General features: G+C 40.4%; 11 protein-coding genes and 1 pseudogene. 7 read left to right on the plus strand and 5 right to left on the minus strand.

Going from position 1 to position 18,862, the window contains the following annotated elements; all coding sequences use genetic code 11:
- Positions 1-1,424: 1,424 nt before the first annotated feature.
- Positions 1,425-1,916: a crossover junction endodeoxyribonuclease RuvC gene (gene ruvC, locus V7K32_RS00995; RefSeq protein WP_334989874.1), complete on the minus strand. Its 492-nt coding sequence runs from the start codon at positions 1,914-1,916 to the stop codon at positions 1,425-1,427.
- A 254-nt stretch (positions 1,917-2,170) separates the two neighbouring features.
- Between ruvC and V7K32_RS01000 the strand changes: the two genes are divergently transcribed.
- Both V7K32_RS01000 and tsaE read left to right on the plus strand, forming a co-directional pair.
- On the plus strand, positions 2,171-3,541 hold the full coding sequence (locus tag V7K32_RS01000; protein ID WP_334989504.1) for a gluconeogenesis factor YvcK family protein: 1,371 nt from the start codon (positions 2,171-2,173) through the stop codon (positions 3,539-3,541).
- A 62-nt stretch (positions 3,542-3,603) separates the two neighbouring features.
- Positions 3,604-4,077, plus strand: a complete 474-nt coding sequence (gene tsaE, locus V7K32_RS01005; RefSeq protein WP_334989506.1) for a tRNA (adenosine(37)-N6)-threonylcarbamoyltransferase complex ATPase subunit type 1 TsaE — start codon at positions 3,604-3,606, stop codon at positions 4,075-4,077.
- A 546-nt stretch (positions 4,078-4,623) separates the two neighbouring features.
- On the opposite strand, the pseudogene V7K32_RS01010 reads toward tsaE, so the two are convergent.
- The 4 genes and pseudogenes from V7K32_RS01010 to V7K32_RS01030 form a co-directional block, all read right to left on the minus strand.
- Positions 4,624-5,059 (minus strand): annotated as a pseudogene (locus V7K32_RS01010) (IS630 family transposase).
- Positions 5,060-5,112: 53 nt separating this feature from the next.
- Positions 5,113-5,499, minus strand: coding sequence for an IS630 transposase-related protein (locus tag V7K32_RS01020; protein WP_334989512.1), 387 nt, complete (start codon positions 5,497-5,499; stop codon positions 5,113-5,115).
- A 198-nt stretch (positions 5,500-5,697) separates the two neighbouring features.
- The gene (locus V7K32_RS01025; protein ID WP_334989514.1) at positions 5,698-6,873 is read right to left on the minus strand and encodes a patatin-like phospholipase family protein; all 1,176 of its coding nucleotides are present in this window, start codon (positions 6,871-6,873) and stop codon (positions 5,698-5,700) included.
- Positions 6,874-7,256: 383 nt separating this feature from the next.
- The gene (locus V7K32_RS01030) at positions 7,257-8,576 is read right to left on the minus strand and encodes a dihydroorotase (RefSeq protein WP_334989516.1); all 1,320 of its coding nucleotides are present in this window, start codon (positions 8,574-8,576) and stop codon (positions 7,257-7,259) included.
- 774 nt (positions 8,577-9,350) lie between these two features.
- Here V7K32_RS01030 and lepB point away from each other — a divergent pair.
- The 5 genes from lepB (at position 9,351) to V7K32_RS01055 (ending at position 18,858) form a co-directional block, all read left to right on the plus strand.
- Complete coding sequence (gene lepB, locus V7K32_RS01035; RefSeq protein ID WP_334989518.1) at positions 9,351-9,992, plus strand: signal peptidase I; 642 nt, start codon at positions 9,351-9,353, stop codon at positions 9,990-9,992.
- Between the two features lie 329 nt (positions 9,993-10,321).
- A complete protein-coding gene (locus V7K32_RS01040; protein WP_334989519.1) occupies positions 10,322-11,113 on the plus strand; it encodes an MOSC domain-containing protein in 792 nt (263 codons plus the stop codon).
- 593 nt (positions 11,114-11,706) lie between these two features.
- A complete protein-coding gene (locus tag V7K32_RS01045; RefSeq protein WP_334989521.1) occupies positions 11,707-15,327 on the plus strand; it encodes an ATP-binding protein in 3,621 nt (1,206 codons plus the stop codon).
- Entirely contained in the window at positions 15,324-17,159 is a 1,836-nt protein-coding gene (locus V7K32_RS01050) for a two-component system response regulator (RefSeq protein WP_334989523.1), read from the plus strand. Before V7K32_RS01045 ends, V7K32_RS01050 begins: the two co-directional genes overlap by 4 nt.
- A 397-nt stretch (positions 17,160-17,556) precedes the next feature.
- Complete coding sequence (locus V7K32_RS01055; protein WP_334989525.1) at positions 17,557-18,858, plus strand: hybrid sensor histidine kinase/response regulator; 1,302 nt, start codon at positions 17,557-17,559, stop codon at positions 18,856-18,858.
- Positions 18,859-18,862 lie beyond the last annotated feature (4 nt).

The raw sequence follows: 18,862 nt of genomic DNA on the forward strand, positions 1-18,862 counted from the left end.
TCACAGGATGCGTAACAGTAGCCGTCTTCTGTGTAAAAAATTTCTAGCAGTATTCCTCGGTATTTTTCGTAGAGTACTACCATGTCAAAATTCCATTTTTGTCACATTTTAGCTGCCTACTGGAGAAAAGGCGTTTTTATTCAAATTAGTCAAAATTAAATTCTGGTTATCCTTGCTGAATGAGGATTGTAGCGGATAGTGTTTGCTTGATTTAGTCAAGATTTAGTCAAGATTTAGTCAAGGATAAAATCTAGAGGCTGAAAGTAGTGGGTGACGAGGGATAAGAAAGCGCAACCAATAGATTAAGAGTCTACTGCTCTGAATGAGTAGCATTTGAGTAGCGCGATCGCTGGTTGCGATCGCTAAAAATCGGGGCAAGACATAGCTGTTTTGAGTAGCAAATGAGTAGTAAATTAGGATAGGTGCAGTAGAAGCCTTGTTATTCAGGGATTTGTTTCGGTTTTGCCAGAACCGGAGACACCCATTAGGATAATAATCATTGACTGTTTAATCATATTTTACTTAAGAAAAGTTAAGTTATTGAAACGGAGTCATAAGTCAGGACTCCTAAGAACAATTAAGCTGTTCTACAAATAATCTTGCATAATTAGGGCGAGCTTTTCGCCCCACCTCACAAGAGTTATAATTTTGATTTGCGGAAAACACCAAAATGAGAAAGCAAACTGGGGTTTGAGAAAGTAATTGCGGATTTTGCTTATTAGACCTCTTGCAAAAGTCCCTAACACCCCACCCCCAACCCCTCCCCGATATTTTGGGGAGAGGAGGGTAAGTTTATTCAAATGCAGGGTGGGGTTCTTTATTTTTGATTTATGCAGGAGGTCTATTGAAGTCAGATTTTAATGCAATAAGCAATTAAATCTTTCCTCAAAAAAAGATCCCCGACTTATTGGAGAAGTCGGGGGATCTGTCTTTGGTGCAATGCCATTAGGGATTTCCAAGAAATAAATTATCCAAATAAACGAACCTTTCTAGGCGCAGAGAACACAGAGAGAAGAGAATAGAGAAGATTTTTGTGTCAGTTTTGGGATATTTTTTTACTTGGAAGTCCCTTAATTCCGATTTAGAGCGATCGCTAAAGTTGGTGGCTCACTGGCAATACTGCTCGGATAAGACTAAAAACCTTGTGTAGAGACGCGAAATTTCGCGTCTCTACAGGTCTAAAACACTATCGAAAAATCCAAAAACCGAGCAGTATTGGGCTCACTGGTAGAAAAGAACAGCAGTATTTTGTTACAGCGATCGCGCTATATACAGACTTTCTTTTTACATCTAAGTAGGTAGGCAAGATAAAACTAAACTATGTAACGAAAAATAAAATCTCTGTATTTGGCTCCTAGTTGTGCTGTCTTGCGCTTTAGGACAACTACGAGCCAGTGATGATTTGATTATTTGCGCCCACTTACTTACAGCTGATAAGAAGCCGTCAAAGCTACCGCCAAAGCATCCGCAGCATCATCAGGCTTGGGAATATCATCTAAATCCAACTCCCGCGCTACCGCCTCTTGCACATCTAATTTATCAGCATTGCCATACCCCGTTAAAGCTTGCTTAATTTGAGCAGGAGTAAACTCTACGTAGGGAAGACGGCGCTGGCCTAACACCAAAATAAGTACACCCCGCGCCTGTGCAACTAGGATTGTATTTGACATTCGATAGAAGAATAGCTTCTCGATCGCAACCAAATCTGGTTTAAATTCTTCCATCACGGTGTGTAAATCATCAAACAAGGTACATAAGCGCTGTGCCATTTCTACATCTGCTGACGTTTTTATTACCCCAAAATCCAGCATATTTACTCTAGTCTCTTGTACCTTGTTAAGAACTTGCGTGCAGGTAATTACCCCAAATCCTAAAATTGCCAGTCCTGGATCTAATCCTAAAATTCGTTTTTCCATTAAATTCACATTTATCAAGCTAGGGTATTGTTTACCGCACTTTTCAAGTAATTGAACTACACCATTCCCTATTCCCCCTCTTAGTTGTGGTCTAAATACCTGAAAAATGCTGTAAATAGAAATACTGGCAATCTTGACCACTTGCTCTTAGTCTAAAGGGATAGACAAATATAATAGTTTCACGCCAAGTGTTTTAAACCAACTGGTGTACATTTTCTGTTAATTATTGTTTGTAGCACAGCTCCAAATCAGGTATGTCAATTGGTTTTCTCAGACAAGCCCTCAACGCCCTGCAAAAGCAGTCGCGTTCTCGTACTTCCTATCGGGTTAACCAGTGGTTCAAATGGTTATCCCCTGGATTATCGGTAAAACGTTGGTTGTTAATCAGTGTTGGGGGTGTACTGCTGGCAAGTTTGGGGTTAGCTATCTGGATTAAGCTGACCCCAATTTTTTGGACTATCGAGTTGTTTAGGAGTTTTCTCTTAGTAATCACCAACATTTTACCCAACTATGTTAGTGGACCTTTGGTGCTGCTTGGCGGCTTACTGTTAGTGCTTTGGGGGCAAACTCGCACTGTAGGCTCAATTACTAAGGTACTAAGAGCAGAAGGCGGAGAGGAACTGATTGATGTTTTACTGGCACATCATCGATTGTACCGAGGCCCGAAAATAGTGGTAATTGGTGGTGGTACGGGACTTTCTACGTTGTTGAGGGGACTAAAAACCTACAGCGCTAATATTACTGCTATTGTCACTGTCGCCGATGATGGTGGATCTTCTGGGCGGTTGCGTCAAGAATTTGGAGTGTTACCACCAGGTGATATTCGCAATTGCTTGGCTGCACTAGCAGATGAAGAAAAGTTATTAACAGAATTGTTCCAATACCGTTTTCGAGCTGGAGATGGCTTAACGGGTCACAGTTTTGGTAATTTGTTTTTAACGGCAATGAGTGATATTACTGGAGATTTAGAACAAGCAGTTGCAGCCAGTTCTAAAGTGCTAGCGGTACGGGGACAAGTACTACCAGCAACTCTTAGTGATGTTCGCCTCTGGGCAGAATTAGCCGATGGTCGGCGCATTGATGGGGAGTCTAGCATTCCCAAAGCTGGCGGTAAAATCGTCAAAATTGGCTGCATTCCAGCTAATCCTCCAGCAGTACCAGCAGCTATTAAGGCACTTAAAGAAGCTGATTACATTATTATTGGGCCAGGTAGCCTTTATACAAGCCTGATTCCTAATTTATTAGTACCAGAAATTGCCGATGCGATCGCTCAAACAGATGTCCCCCGTATTTATATCTGCAATATAATGACTCAACCAGGAGAAACTGAAGGCTATACTGTTGCAGATCATATCAGAGCAATTGATGCTGCTTGTGGGGAAAGACGGCTATTCGATGCTGTACTGATACACAAAAAATCCCCCTCAGAGCAATCACTCATGCGCTATGCCGAACAAAACTCCCATCCCGTTTTCTTGGATAGAGAAGCCGTAACTCAGCTAGGGCGAAGGATTGTTCCAGCTAATGTTTTGTATGAAGATGAAACGGGTGTTATCCGTCACAATCCGCAGAAACTAGCACAAGTGTTGTTGCGGTGGTACGGTAAAGGTCATCACGGTAAATAGTCATTTGCCATTTGTCATTTGTGAACAACCAATGCCCCATATCTAATGCCCTATGACTAATTATGAAAATTTTTCTTGCAGATACAGAGGCGACGCTACGCTTAGGTATTAGTTTGGGTAAATCCCTGACTCCTAACAGTGTAATTTTACTAGAGGGTGATTTAGGTGCTGGTAAAACTACCCTAGTTCAAGGTATTGGCAAGGGTTTGGGAATTGCTGAACCTATTGTCAGTCCCACTTTCACCCTGATTAATGAGTACACGGAAGGACGCCTCCCCCTTTACCACCTAGATTTATATCGCCTAGAACCACAAGAAGTTGTAGCCCTGAATTTAGAAAGTTACTGGGAAGGTGTTGAAGTCATACCAGGAATTGTGGCAGTTGAATGGGCAGAACGATTGCCTTACAAGCCAGATAGTTATCTAAGTGTGAGCTTGATTTATGGAAATGAAGGCACTCGTCAAGTCGAACTCATCCCATTCAATTGTGACGTTAGCGAAGTCATTGCCACGATTTCAGCTCATCTCCCGACTTAGTACGAGAAATGTCACTTTCTTGAGAACATGCAATACGATAAAATTTTTGCAAACAGTCGAGGGAGAACTCCACACTCGTTCTATCTGCCACTACCACGCTCACCACTGTAAATCACTAACATTGTTATCTCAACCCAAAATAAATGAAGAGTTTTTACAGAACTTAGTCAGCTTGGTTTTACCCGATTGGTTCTCTACTGTCATTAAAAGAACAAATCTGGATTACTTAGCAGCCAAAGCTAGTAGAGAAAAGTTAAATAACATCAAGTTATCTAAAAGTTGTCTAACTTTTCCTTATCCTCAATATACCCAAATTAAAGTAGTAATGTATACACATAAACACTGAACTTTTAAAATTATTTATTTAAATTAATTTAAATAAATAATTTTAAATAGCAATAAGTTCTTCTCTTCACCTATGTAGTTAACACCGAGATTAATAAAGCTTTAAATAAAACATCTCGTATTTCGACAATAATTATCTAGAAATACGAGATGTTTTATAGCGGTTCTCGTTTATGTGAGGTATAGCAACCGCCAAGGCAGTTAGGACGCAATATGTAAGATATGCTCAATGGCATCTCGTAAACAATCAAACTGGTCTAGTTTTTTGCGGATTCGACTTTTTAACCAAGACCAGCATTTCTCAATCTTGTTAAGGTCTGGAGAATAGGGCGGTAGGTATAGAATTTCACATCCTGCATCCTGAATCAGTTGTTGAATACGCCCACCTTTGTGGAATGTTGCATTATCCATTACTACAAATTGTCCAGGTTCGAGTGCTGGAAGCAAACAAGTTTCTCTCCCTCGTTTCAAACACCATTCGATTACACGCTCCTTCACAAGTGAAGGGAGCTATTAAGTTTTGGTTACATAGTGCTGCAATCATGTTTACCCGTCCCTGACGTCGCCCTGACTTAAGTGCATCAAAGCGCTGTCCTTTTTCATTCCAACCGTAATCATACTGGTCTCGGCTATCCATCCCAGACTCATCGAGGTAAACAATCTTCTCTCTTGGTAGGGTGGACAAATTCGCTATAAACGCCTGCCGTTTGTCTTCATCGCGTTCACGGTAGCCGTAGGTCTTTTTTTTGGAGTGAAGCCAATTTTCTTCAATGCCCGTGAGATCGTGCGATCGCTAATTTGTCCCTCCCAAAGTGAGGCCATATCAACTTGGGTTTTATCGCCATGAGATGAAGCAAACTCACGGAATTTTTCCCAGTCGGTGATTTTATGACCATTACCGGGAGGCTTATTGGGCAAGGCTTGGAAATCGTCTGTTTCCGCTCGTCGCTTCAGCCATAAGTCTATAGTGTTGCGACTGATATTGAAAACAAGACTCGCTTCACTTTTCTTTAAGCCATCGAGTTCGATGGCTTGAATCACCTTTTGACGAAGGTCGTAACTGTAGGGTTTAGGCATATGTACAGCGATCGCGCTCCCCAGCAAAAGGAAAGAAACTATTTCCAGTTTATGCCCAAACCGCCTTGGCGGTTGCTATACATCAGTAGGGGCATGGCACTGCCATGCCCCTACACCTGGCGATATAATGTTGTACCGCATCTGAATGGGAGCTAATGTATTTTAAATTACTTTTACTAATATATCTACTTAGATATACTAGTTATCTTTAATGAAAGAGGCGATCGCCTCTTTTATCGGATAACCGGAGTCATCTCTGGTATAGTACGTAAGACCTTTATCAATGAATGCAGAAGTAGTATCTATTAACTGCTGAATAATCTCCGAACTAGCGTTATCTATTTCTTTACTGACTTTTTGCCCTGTAAATCGGTTTTTTCGATCTTCTGGAGGTAATACAATGCGAGGATCTTTATAAGTCTCTTCTGGCTTGGCTTTAAATGTCTCATTTAAGTCAAACTGAAGCCGTAAGTAACGTTTAGAATCGTATCCACCCATGATTTGTCGGCAAATAGTACTATCAATCTCAGATGTAGGTTCCATAAAGATATTAGTAAGATTTTGTACCCAGTCGAAGCCTCTCCATTTGCTTATTTGCTTATATTGATATGGTTCCCCAGTTTGACCTGTACCAATAGAAAGAATAGAAATATCTTCTAATCGCAGATTATCAAGTTTATATTTTTGTTTGATTGTTGGAGAGACTGAAGATTGACTGATCCTCATAACTAGACTCAAAGCTGCGAGACAGGGGTTGTTAGCAGAAACTCCTCCATCAATGTGTGGGAATTCCCAATCACCAAATTTTTCTTTATCTACAGGTTCTAATTTATATGGTGGAAAAAAAGTAGGAGCGGAGGCAGAAGCAGTACATATCTCCCATAAATAACAGTCATCGTACCATCTGTCTCCCAGATCGGGATGACAATTTGTAAAAAAGGTTGTATTACGATATAACGTATCGTAAGCAAGAATCAAAATAATGGGTTTTTCAATATCTTTTATTATTGTGGATTTATATGTATCTTTGAGGACGCTAATAATTCCATCATGAGAATATTTAGGTGCTGAAAATACATCAATAATTGGTTGGATGATGGACGGCAAGTTTTTATAGCGCTCTTTTCTATCCAACGGGAATATAATTTTCCCTCTATCTTTATACAGTTGAATCAGTTCATGACTCTCCTTTCCTAGAGCAATTCCTCCTGCTAATATTGAACCGGTAGAAGTGCCAGAAATCAGATCAAAGTATTCGTGTAAATAGTTTCCTTTCCCCTGGTTTCTAATTTCTTGTTCTACTTCTTGAAGTATTCGGGCTGCAATGACTCCGCGAATACCACCACCGTCTAAAGCTAAAATTTTGAAGGACATAGCAATTCTCCTTGATTCTTTCTATCGTTATGTTTACGGGCATAGTTTCTGGGAACAAGCATCATCAGATTTCTTGCAATACTACCTATCCGGCTGGAAGATTTAACCAACCACCAAGTAAGTAAGTGAGCGCAAATAATCATCACTGGCTCGTAGTTGCCCTAAAGCGCAAGAGGGCGCAACTACGAGCCAAATACAGAGATTTTACTTTTCGTTACATAGTTTGGTTTTATCTTGCCTACCTACTTACGCCATCGCGCAGCGTCTCGTTAGAGAAGAATGCCTTGCAGGGAAAAGAAGAATAAATAGGTAATCTTATAGCGCGAAGGGAGTAGTTATTGAAAATTTGACTTCAAACACTTATAAGCTTAAATAAATATTTCCTATAAGAAAGTTAAAGCTTGACCCCGCACTTGTGTATTTACCTGACCTTTGTCATAAACTACCTCACCGCCGACAATGGTGGTTGTAGCCCAGCCGGTGAGGCTCCAGCCTTCAAAGGGACTCCAACGGCATTTGGTTAAGAGTTCTTCGCGCCGGACTGGACGGTATGTGTTTAAATCTACAAGTACTAAATCGGCATCATAACCAGGCGCGATCGCTCCTTTTTTGGGAATACCATAAGCCACAGCTACATTTTTTGACATCCAGTTAACAACTTGAGCAATAGTACACTTTCCCTGCATCGCCGCAGTTAACATCAAAGCTAAAGAAGTTTCCACCCCAGGCATTCCCGAAGGGCTATTGGGGTATTCTTGAGCTTTTTCTTCTAAGGTGTGCGGCGCATGATCTGTGGCGATGAAATCAATCACGCCATCGCGCAAAGCTTGCCAGAGAACTTCGTTATCGTGGGGCGATCGCAAAGGTGGATTCATCTGTGCTAAAGTGCCAATCTTCTCATAAGCACTGGTGTTCAATAACAAATGCTGTGGTGTTACTTCTGCTGTTACCCAACTAGGTTTCTCCTGACGCAGCAAATCTGCTTCTTCGGCAGTTGACGTATGCAAAATATGCAAACGACGTTGATATTTTTGAGAAAGTTTTAATGCCAGTTGGGTTGCTAGCAATGCCGCTTGATTATCTTGAATTTGCGAGTGAACGGCTGGATCGTGGATGTTGGCAAATTCTTGGCGACGTTGGTTGATTCTAGCTTGATCTTCGGCATGAACGGCAATTAAGCGAGCGCCTTTAGCAAATATCGCAGACAGTGCTGTTTCGCCGTCAACTAGTAACTGACCATGCATCGACCCCATGAAAATCTTAATTCCTGGTGTTGGGTTTGCTAAAACCAAATCTGGAAGATTCTCTGCTGTTGCCCCAATAAAAAAGCCATAATTAACCAAGGACTTTTGTGAGGCACGTTTTAGCTTGTCGTCTAAAGCCTGCTGTGTCGTTGTCAGGGGGCGTGTATTGGGCATTTCTAAAAAAGAAGTGACCCCCCCTTTAGCACAGGCACAGCTGGCGGTGAATAAATCTTCCTTGTGTTCTAGTCCAGGTTCTCGGAAATGTACCTGCGGATCAATGACTCCTGGCAACAAAGTTAACCCTTCTGCGTCAATTTCTGTGGCTAGTGCTATTTGGGAGATTTCTGGGGCAACTTCGACTATTTGGCGATCGCGGGTCAACACATCCCCAATCATCAGTTCACCATTGGGTAGAATTATGCGAGCGCGGCGAATCAGTAAAATTTGTGCAGATGACATAAGGTTAATTTTGTTGAGAGAGGGAGCTATGTATTACAGAAAACTATGCTTTTAGGTTAAACTTATTCGCGATCGGAGTAACCAATTTTTGCCGCCTCTTAAAAAAAAGTTTATTTTTAATTTATGAGTAACCCCGTCAATCAATTTTGGATTTTAGGTCGCACCTTTGGTGCGCTTCCAGCGCAACTTGGATTTTGGATTTTGGATTAACCGTAGCCTAGAGGGGATATTAAATCAGTTAACGGGAGCATCCCAATGAGTGGTTAAATCTTTTCCCTCAGCCCCTCTCCCATATGACGGGAGAGGGGAGACATAATTCTAGGTTCCCTCTCCCAAATGATGGAATTCGGGGTTAGGGGATGAGGGCTATCAAGGTTTTTGCACCTGACGGGATGCTCCCCAGTGAACAGTCAACAGTTATCAGTTATCACGGTTTCAGTGCGGGGGTTTGAAGAAAGACACCAAATACACCACTTGTTAGAAGTGGGGGACTCTGACTCCCAATTTACAATCAAATTCTTAACTGATAACTGATAACTGGTGACCGTAGCCTAGAAAGGATGCAATTTGGCTATTTTATATTGGTTTTGCCCAACAGAGGCAAGTCATAAACCACAACAAACACCCCAATCCAAAATCTAAAATCCACAATCTAAAATTGGTAGTCAAGATGGGAGCATGACTAGGAAATTAAAATTTTCCCCTTAAGATTAACAAAAAAAGTCTCGCTAGGCGAATTAATTACCTACATCTTTCCTTCAGTTAAGTAATTTCATGCAAAATAAAGTGTCTGATAACAACTCTAGTCAACAACCCGATAATTCTTGGATCGCAGAGCTAGGTAGAACAATTGTATTGAGCATTGTTTTAGCTCTGGGAATTCGTACCTTTGTTGCTGAAGCACGCTGGATTCCTTCTGGATCGATGGAACCAACTCTACATGGTACGCCAAACCAGTGGGAGGCAGATAAAATCATTGTCGATAAGTTGAAGTATAAATTTGCGGACCCGCAACGGGGAGATATTGTGGTGTTTTCACCTACGAAAGAGCTACAAAAAGAACAATACCAAGATGCTTTTATTAAACGTGTAATTGGCTTACCTGGAGAAAAAGTACAACTTAAGGATGGCAAAGTTTATATCAACAACAAACCTCTACCAGAAGGCAATTACCTCAGTTCTGGTCAGACTACAGTCATTGATGTTTGCCAATCAGGGCTACAGCCACCTTTTTTGGTAAAACCCCAGACTATACCAACCGGTTCATATTTAGTACTAGGTGATAATCGTAATAATAGTTACGATGGTCGTTGCTGGGGTGTTGTCCCCCGCGAGAATATTATTGGACGGGCTGTAGTTCGCTTCTGGCCTCTAAATCATGTTGGAGGAATAGATAAATCGCCTATATATCCATAATTAACAATATTATTGACGCTCCTCTGGTTAAACAAGTAACGCGAGTGCTTACTTGTTCGGAAAACTAGGGGAGTCATTGGTCATTGGTCATTGGTCATTGGTCATTGGTCATGGGTCATTGGTCATTGGTCATTGGTCAAGAGTTAAGTAGCTAGGCAAGATGAAACCAAACTATGTAACGAAAAGTAAAATCTCTGTATTTGGCTCGTAGTTGCGCTTCAGCGCTAAAGCGCAACTACGAGCCAGTGATAATTATTTGCGCCCACTTACTTAGAAATTCTTCCCCTGCTACCTGCCCCCTGCCCCTCCCTCCCCTGCCTCTCAATGTGATGCCTTACCTAGCCAAGATTTTACTGTATCCAGTTAAGTCACTTGATGGTGTTGAAGTTCATAAGGCTAGAGTTCTTACCAGCGGCGCACTACAGAATGACCGCGAGTTTGCCATTTTTGACGAAGAAAATAGATTTGTTAATAGCAAACGTCATGCTAAAATCAGCTTATTAAGATCGCAGTTTGCACTCTTAAATAGAACTATCTCGTTGTATATCCCAGGCGGTGATTCACAACAAATTTTTCATCTGGATAAGGAACGGCAAGCATTAGAAACAACTATGAGTAATTTTTTTGAGTTTGCTGTCAGATTAAGGCAAAATTCTTTGATGGGTTTTCCTGACGATACAGACTCACCTGGCCCAACGGTAATTAGTACAGCAACATTGGCAGAAGTAGCTTCTTGGTTTCCCGGTTTAACTGTAGATGAAATGCGCCGTCGGATGCGTGCCAATATCGAAATTGATGGTGTACCAGCATTTTGGGAAGATCGGCTATTTAGTAAACAAGGTGATTTAGTCTCCTTTCGAGTGGGAGATGTGGATTTTTTTGGAGTTAATCCATGTCAGCGTTGTATAGTCCCAACACGCGATTCTTACTTAGGAAAAGCTTACCCAAACTTTCAAAAAATCTTTGCAACCCAGCGACAAGCAACTCTGCCAAATTGGGTTGCTTCATCGCGTTTTAATCACTTTTACAGATTGAGTGTCAATACCCAATTACCCCAATCATCAGCCGGAAAAATTTTCCAAATCGGCGATGAGGTTGACATATTTCTACAAGAAAATTAATATTTATTTAAAATAAAAAATATTAAGTAATTTTTTTTATATTGACTCTGTATTTGTATAAAAATTTGAAAATTATTTTACTTATTTTTGTACAAGTTCAAAGGTTTTGAGACGGGAAAATCAAGACATCAGCGATTAAAAACTAAATTTAGGATTGCGTGCTAATGACGACCTGAATTTTAGAATGGCATACTGTAGCTTATCGGTTAAATTTCAGTTCATCCGAGAAAATTTAATAAAACTGAGTAAATTCAGGGGGAATGTCTACGACGCGCTATAACGCTTGATAGCGCAGTGTTAGCACGGTAGCGAATCATCGAGCGGTCCGACCCGCTAAGGCAACTTTTGGAGACGTTATGCGTAGCAAGATCCCCGTAGAGGGACGCTATCGGCGTCGTTAAATCTGAAAATTAAACGTTGGAGGAATTTAGCCAGTCAAAAAAGTAGAAAATAAAATTTTTGTAGTTTTTTATACTTAGAAACTTAAATAAATATTATGACAAACGCATAATATGTCGTAATTATCCTGATATTAAGTGTAGCTGATATGGCAAGAATACTCCTAATATATGCTGGGGAAGAATTAAACAACAATGTTATCCAAACTTCAGCCGATCAAATCTATTAATCGCTTAGTTGGCAAAGTTTATACCAATATGCCCCTGAGGTATGTTCTGATTGTGCCGTTTATATTGCAAATTTGTGGCGCGGTTGGACTTGTGGGCTATCTTTCGTATCAAAACAGCCAAAAAGCGGTAACGGAGCTTGCTAATCAATTAGAAAATGAGATATGCGATCGCATTGAACAGCATCTTGATGACTATTTAACAAACCCGAAGCAAATTAATCAAATCAACTTAGATGCGATTGAGCTAGGTTTGCTCAACCTTTCGGATTTTAAAACCACCGGCAATTACTTTTGGAAACAAATGCAAGTTTTCAATGTTGGCTACAACAGCTTTGCCAACTCCAAAGGTGAATTTATCGGTGTTGAACGTCTAGATAATGGCAAGCTCTTAATTAATGAAGTTAGCGAAAAGCATGACCTCGGCAAACTTTATGTTTACCCTACAGACAACCAAGGGAATCGCCGCCATTTACAGGAAGTTAAAAATTATGATCCTCGCCTAGAAGCTTGGTATACAGATCCAGTCAAGTCAGGTAAACGAGTTTGGAGTCAAATTTATCAATGGGAAGATAAACCAGAAGTCTTATCCATATCTTCCAGCTATCCTGTTTACGATAAAAATCGCAAATTTGTTGGGGTGATTAGTGTTGATTTGCTTTTATCACAAATCGGCAAATTTTTAGCCAATTTAAAGATTAATGATTCGGGGAAAACTTTTATTTTAGAGCGTTCTGGGTTAATAGTGGCTTCTTCTACTAGCGAGCCACCATATATTATTATGAATGGTAAGGGAAAACGTCTATCAGCATTAGATAGTCAAAATTCTTTAATTAGACTCACAACAGAGTCTTTGATCAAACGCTTTGGCAGTCTTAAGTTTGTTGGAGAGAAGCAACAGCTAAGTTTTACCGCCGATGGAATGCGTTATTTTGTGCAGGTAAAAAACTGGAGGGATGAACTGGGTTTAGATTGGCTAATTGTGGCGGTGATTCCCGAAGGCGAATTTATGGAGCAAATTAATGCCAATACCCACATCACTATTTTGCTGTGCCTAGTTGCTTTTTTAGTCGCTACAAGAATTGGGATTTTGACTAGTCGCTGGGTAATTAAGCCGATTTTACAATTAAACACATCAGCGAAGAAAATTGCTAAAGGTGAATGGGAGAAAATACTAGAAATCCAGCGTTCCGATGAACTGGGGGAACTAGCCAAGTCATTTGAAACTATGGCAAAGCAACTACAAGTATCGTTCAATACTTTAGAAGCAAAGAATGCTGAGATGCAAGTGTTAAATGAGGCGCTATCTCACAGTCAGAGTCGGCTAACTCAATTTTTAGAAGCTATGCCGATAGGTGTATTTATTGTAGATGCTGAAGGTAAACCTTACTACACAAATAAAATTGGGCAGCAAATTCTAGGTCAAGGAGCGATGGCAAAAGTTAGCAGCGAATTGTCAGAGGTGTATCAAGCTTACCTTGCCGGGACAGATCAACTTTACCCGAGCGATCGCTTGCCGATTTTGAGAGCATTGCTTGGGGAAAGTACCAGGATTGATGATATGGAAATTCGTCATTTTGATAAAAGTATTCCCATTGAAGTTTTAGGAAAGCCAATTTATGATAAATCAGGAAATCTTACTTTTGCGATCGCTACATTTTTTGATATCACCCAACGCAAACAAGCAGAAAACTTATTAGCAGAATACAATCGTACCTTAGAGGCTCAAGTAAAAAAACGTACTGAAGAGTTCCAGCAAGCTATCGAGCAACTGCAAATCACCCAACAAGAACTAATTCAATCGCAAAAAATTGCCGCACAAGAACAACAAGCAGCCATTCGTGAAGCAGCGCGAAGCACCGCCGCTAACCTCGCCAAAAGCGAATTCCTTGCTAACATGAGCCACGAACTGCGTACCCCACTCAATGCCATTCTCGGTTTTAGCCAAGTCATGAGCCGAGATTATTCGCTATCTGGCGAACATCAAGAAAACTTGGCAATTATTAATCGTGCTGGCGAACATCTACTCAACTTAATTAACGACATTCTAGAAATGTCCAAAATCGAAGCTGGGAGAATCACATTAAATAAGAGCAGCTTTAACTTAATTAATGTATTGAAGAAATTAGAAGAGATGCAACACGCAAGTGCTGCATCTAAAAATTTAGAACTAGTGTTTGAATATGCCCAAAACATTCCTAAATACATAGATACGGACGAAAATAAACTGTGTCAAGTCTTGCTCAACCTCTTGGGAAATGCCATTAAATTTACTAATACTGGGAGGGTGACACTAAGGGTGAGACTGGGGGCTGGGGGCTGGGAAACTGGGGAGCAGGGGGAGATGAGCGAGGAAAATCTTCTTCATCCCCCTCATCTCTTCTTCGAGGTACAAGACACTGGCTGCGGTATTTTCCCACAAGAAATTGACTTGTTGTTTGAAGCTTTTGAGCAAACCGAAATCGGCAGAAAATCCCAACAAGGGACGGGACTGGGTTTGGCGATTAGCCGGAAATACGTGCAACTGATGGGAGGAGATATTACTGTCAGCAGTATACCGGGTGTCGGTAGTAAATTTGCCTTTAATATTCAGATTGCTTTAGCTTGCCCTACAGAAATTCCGACAAACCAAATTAGATACCAAATTCTAGCTTTAGCGCCTACTGAGAAAGCATACCGCATCTTAGTAGTTGACGATTCCAAAGAAAGCCGGATGTTACTAGTTAAAATTCTCACATCTATTGGCTTTGAAGTCAGGGAAGCTACAGATGGTAGTGAAGCAGTTGCTAATTGGGAATCTTGGCAACCACACTTGATTTTTATGGATATGCGAATGCCGGTCATGGACGGTTACGAAGCGACAAGAATAATTAAAGCTAAACAAATAGGGTATGGGGTAGCCAATGCGTTGCGGAGGTTCCCAAACTCGGAACATCTGCTGTCGTCGGGGAGCCAGTACCTTGCATCTGGGTTCCCCAATTCTGGTGAGTCCGAAGTTCTCAAAATTTTACCCCTATTCCAAACCCAAGTAGGTGTAGCGTCTCCCACACCAGTTGCTTCTGGTGTCATGGAAAATGATGCCAATGGTGCGTCTAAAAAGCGATCGCCAACAGCCCTAGCTCTCCTTTGTGACTTATCTGGGACAGAGCAGAATTGCTCCAATACAGACACGATCGTTATTGCCCTAACTGCTAGCGCCTTTGAAGAAGAACGCCAGAAAATTTTATCTATTGGCTGTGATGATTTTATTCGCAAGCCATTCACACAAGAAGTATTATTGGAAAAACTGAGCCAACATCTGGGTGTAAAGTATACCAACCAAATAGAAACCACAAACACAAAAGTTGTCGATCAACCTACACAGATATTTATCAGTGTTACTGAACTCCTGAGCCATTTATCCCAAATGTCACCTGAGTCGCTCCGACAGATTTACTATGCCGCAGCTAGCTGTAGCGATGAACTGATTTTAGAGTTACTCAAGCAAATTCCATCAGAAAATAGTCAAGTTTTCAAAGTTCTCAGGGATTTAGCGAATAACTACCAGTTTGAGAAAATCATGGAATTGACTAAAACATACGTAGAATGAATTACGAGTATTTAGACTCTAAGAAAAAAGATATTTTGATCGTTGACGATATAGCTGATAACGTCCGAGTTTTATCCGCCATATTGACAAGGGAAGGGTATAACGTTCGTAAAGCCTTGAACTGGCAAATGGCACTGACCGCAACTCAGATAGTATTACCGGATTTGATTCTACTTGATATTATGATGCCAGAAGTAGATGGCTATGAAATTTGTCAGACCTTTAAAGCTTGGGAGCTAACATCTGATATTCCGGTGATTTTTATAAGCGCTTTAGATGATGTTTTTGACAAAGTTAAAGCCTTTAGGGTAGGTGGTGTAGACTATATCACCAAACCTTTTGAGTTTCAAGAAGTTTTAGTACGCGTGCAAAATCAACTGGCATTGAGGTCAGCGCGATTAGAAATATTGAAGCTAAATGTCGAATTGGAAGATCGGGTAAAACAGCGAACTGGGGAGCTAGAAAAAACTCTCCAAAAACTCGAAGAAGAAATAAATTCCCGTCATAAATTGCAAAGTCAACTGCTAGAGATAGCGCTGCATGATTCCCTGACTGGATTACCAAACCGAGTTTTGTTTATTAGGCGACTAAAAAATGCTCTAAATCGAGCTAAGAAAAAATCTAGTTATCAGTTTGCTCTCCTTTTTTTGGACTGCGATCGCTTCAAAGTTATCAATGATTCCCTTGGACATCTGGTGGGAGATGAATTACTGATAGCGATCGCTCACCGCCTGCAAGCATGTCTCATACCTATTCATACTCTAGCACGATTGGGCGGTGACGAATTTGGAATTATCCTAGAAAATATCACAGATATCAATATGGCAATTCAAGTTGCCGAACAGATTCTGCAACAGCTATCACTCGGTTTTAAGCTGTCCAGATATGAAGTATTTATGAATGCCAGTATTGGGATTAGTTGGGGTAATAAAGATTACGATCATCCTGAATATTTGCTGCGGGATGCTGATACGGCAATGTATCGGGCTAAGGCTCAAGGAAGAGGCAAGTATCACGTTTTCAATCCAGCGATGCATCAGGAAGCTATTCAGCTTTTAGAATTAGAAAATGATCTGCGAAGGGCTGTTGAAAGAAAAGAATTCCTCGTTTACTATCAGCCAATTGTTTCCCTCCCTACAGGCAGAATTTCTGGATTTGAAGCCTTGATACGCTGGCAACATCCGATTCGCGGTCTGGTTTCTCCCATAGAATTTATTCCTGTGGCAGAAGAAACAGGTTTGATTAATGCTATCAATATTTGGGTATTACAGTCAGCTTGTCATCAACTCAGCATCTGGCAACATTATCCAATAACACCAGAACCTCTAACTATGAGTGTAAATTTGAGCGCACGGTTATTTTTACAGCCTAATTTGTTAGAGCAAATTGACCGAATAATTTATGAAAATAAAATAAATCCTGCATACTTAGAATTAGAAATTACAGAAAGTGTAATTATGGAAAATACTAATGCGATTGAAATAATTCTTGAACAATTAAAGCAGCGAAAAATAAAGTTGATTATGGATGACTTTGGTACAGGATATTCCTCTTTGAGTTACCTACACAGCTTTCCTTTAGATGCACTCAAAATTGATAAATCTTTCGTTAAACGGATGCAGGAAAACAAAGAGAATATGGGACTAGTCCCAGCAATGATTGGCATTGCCAACTCAATGGGCATGAGTGCGATCGCTGAAGGTGTCGAAACCCAAGAACAGCTAGCCCAATTAAGAAGTTTAAACTGTAATTTTGCTCAAGGATATCTGTTTTCTAAACCTATAGAAGAACAATTGGTTACTAAGTTTATTGCCGCATCACCTCAATGGTAGTTATCAAATAATACCTGGAAAAAGTTTAGTGTTGAGGGTCGGCTAGATAATCTGGCTCTATTATCTACTATACTGCTATAGGAATCCGATTTGATTCCTGAAATTATTTGCGTAGGCTGAGAGTAGGGAGTAGGGAGTGGGGAGTAGGAAAGAAGACTTTTTGAGTTGAGGGCGAGTTTTTTCACGCAATCAAATCATACTCGTATATAAGCGGGCTATCAAGTTCGCAAAGTTCCTAATTGACTAATGGCTGTGGTAGTCTGTAGAACTCTTTAAGCAGTGTGGGAGTTAGATTATAAATACAAGTATTTCGGTGAAATTGATAAAAAAATTTTAAGATTATTTTAAATAAGCATTTACTATTCTTAATTTTTAGAAATATAGCTTTTGATACATAATGGATTTAAATCAAACTAACCATCATAAAAGAAATATTTTAGTGGTCGATGATACCCCAGATAATTTGCGACTTTTATCGGCGATGTTGACTGCACAAGGTTTTGAAGTTCGCAAAGCTTTAAACGGTAAAATGGCACTGACTGCTTGCAAAATGGTTTTGCCAGATGTGATTTTGCTGGATATCAATATGCCCGATATGGATGGCTATCAAGTTTGTCAACAGTTGAAAGCTAACGAGAAAACTTGTGAAGTCCCAGTAATTTTTATTAGCGCCCTAGATGATGTTGTAGATAAGGTAAAAGCCTTTGATGTTGGTGGTGTAGATTATATTGCAAAACCTTTTCATGGGGCAGAGGTTGTGTTGCGAATTCAAAATCAGATTAATTTACGTATGCTTCAAGTTAAACTGCAAGAAAAAAACTTATTACTCCAACAGGCTATTGACGGCTTGAAAGCCTCTCAAGTTCAACAGATTCAGAACGAAAAGATGGTGGCGCTGGGACAGTTAGTGGCCGGGCTTGCTCATGAGATTAATAACCCCATCAGTTTTATTTATGGGAATCTCCAATATGCTGGTGAATATGTGAACGACCTAATTAATCTGATCGAAGCTTATCAACAGGAATATCCCAAAGCTACACCAAAAATTCAGCAAATAGCTAAAGATATAGACCTGAATTTTATGATTAAGGATCTGCAAAACCTGATAGGTGCAATGTATAGAGGATCTGATCGCATTCAGGAAATTGTACTAGCATTACAACACTTTTCTCGGCATGATGAAGCAGAGATGAAGCAGGTTAATATCCACGAAGACATGGAAAATACTTTGGTGATGTTACAACATAGACTCAGGGAAACAGCAGACCGTCCCGCAATTGTTGTAGTGAAAGATTATGGAAAATTGCCCTTAATTACTTGTTATGCGAGTGAATTAAACCAAGTATTTATGCATCTGTTGAATAATGCTATTGATGCAATAGAAGAGGGAGTGGGGAAACAATTTTCTACTCCCTACTCCCTACTGCCTACTCCCCAAATTCGGATTCATACAGAGGTGACATTGAATACGATCAAAATTGCGATCGCAGATAATGGCCCTGGTATTGAAGAGTCGTTGCGATCGCGTTTATTTGATCCATTTTTTACCACAAAACCTGTGGGGAAAGGTAGTGGGCTAGGATTATCGATTAGCTATCAGATTATTGTCCAAAAACACCGAGGAAATATTACCTGCACTTCTTCTGTTGGGCAAGGAGCAGAGTTTGCGATGGAAATTCCCATTGAGCAAGAGCCTTAGCAAC

Source organism: Nostoc sp. (genome assembly GCF_036917635.1).
Lineage (GTDB): Bacteria > Cyanobacteriota > Cyanobacteriia > Cyanobacteriales > Nostocaceae > Nostoc.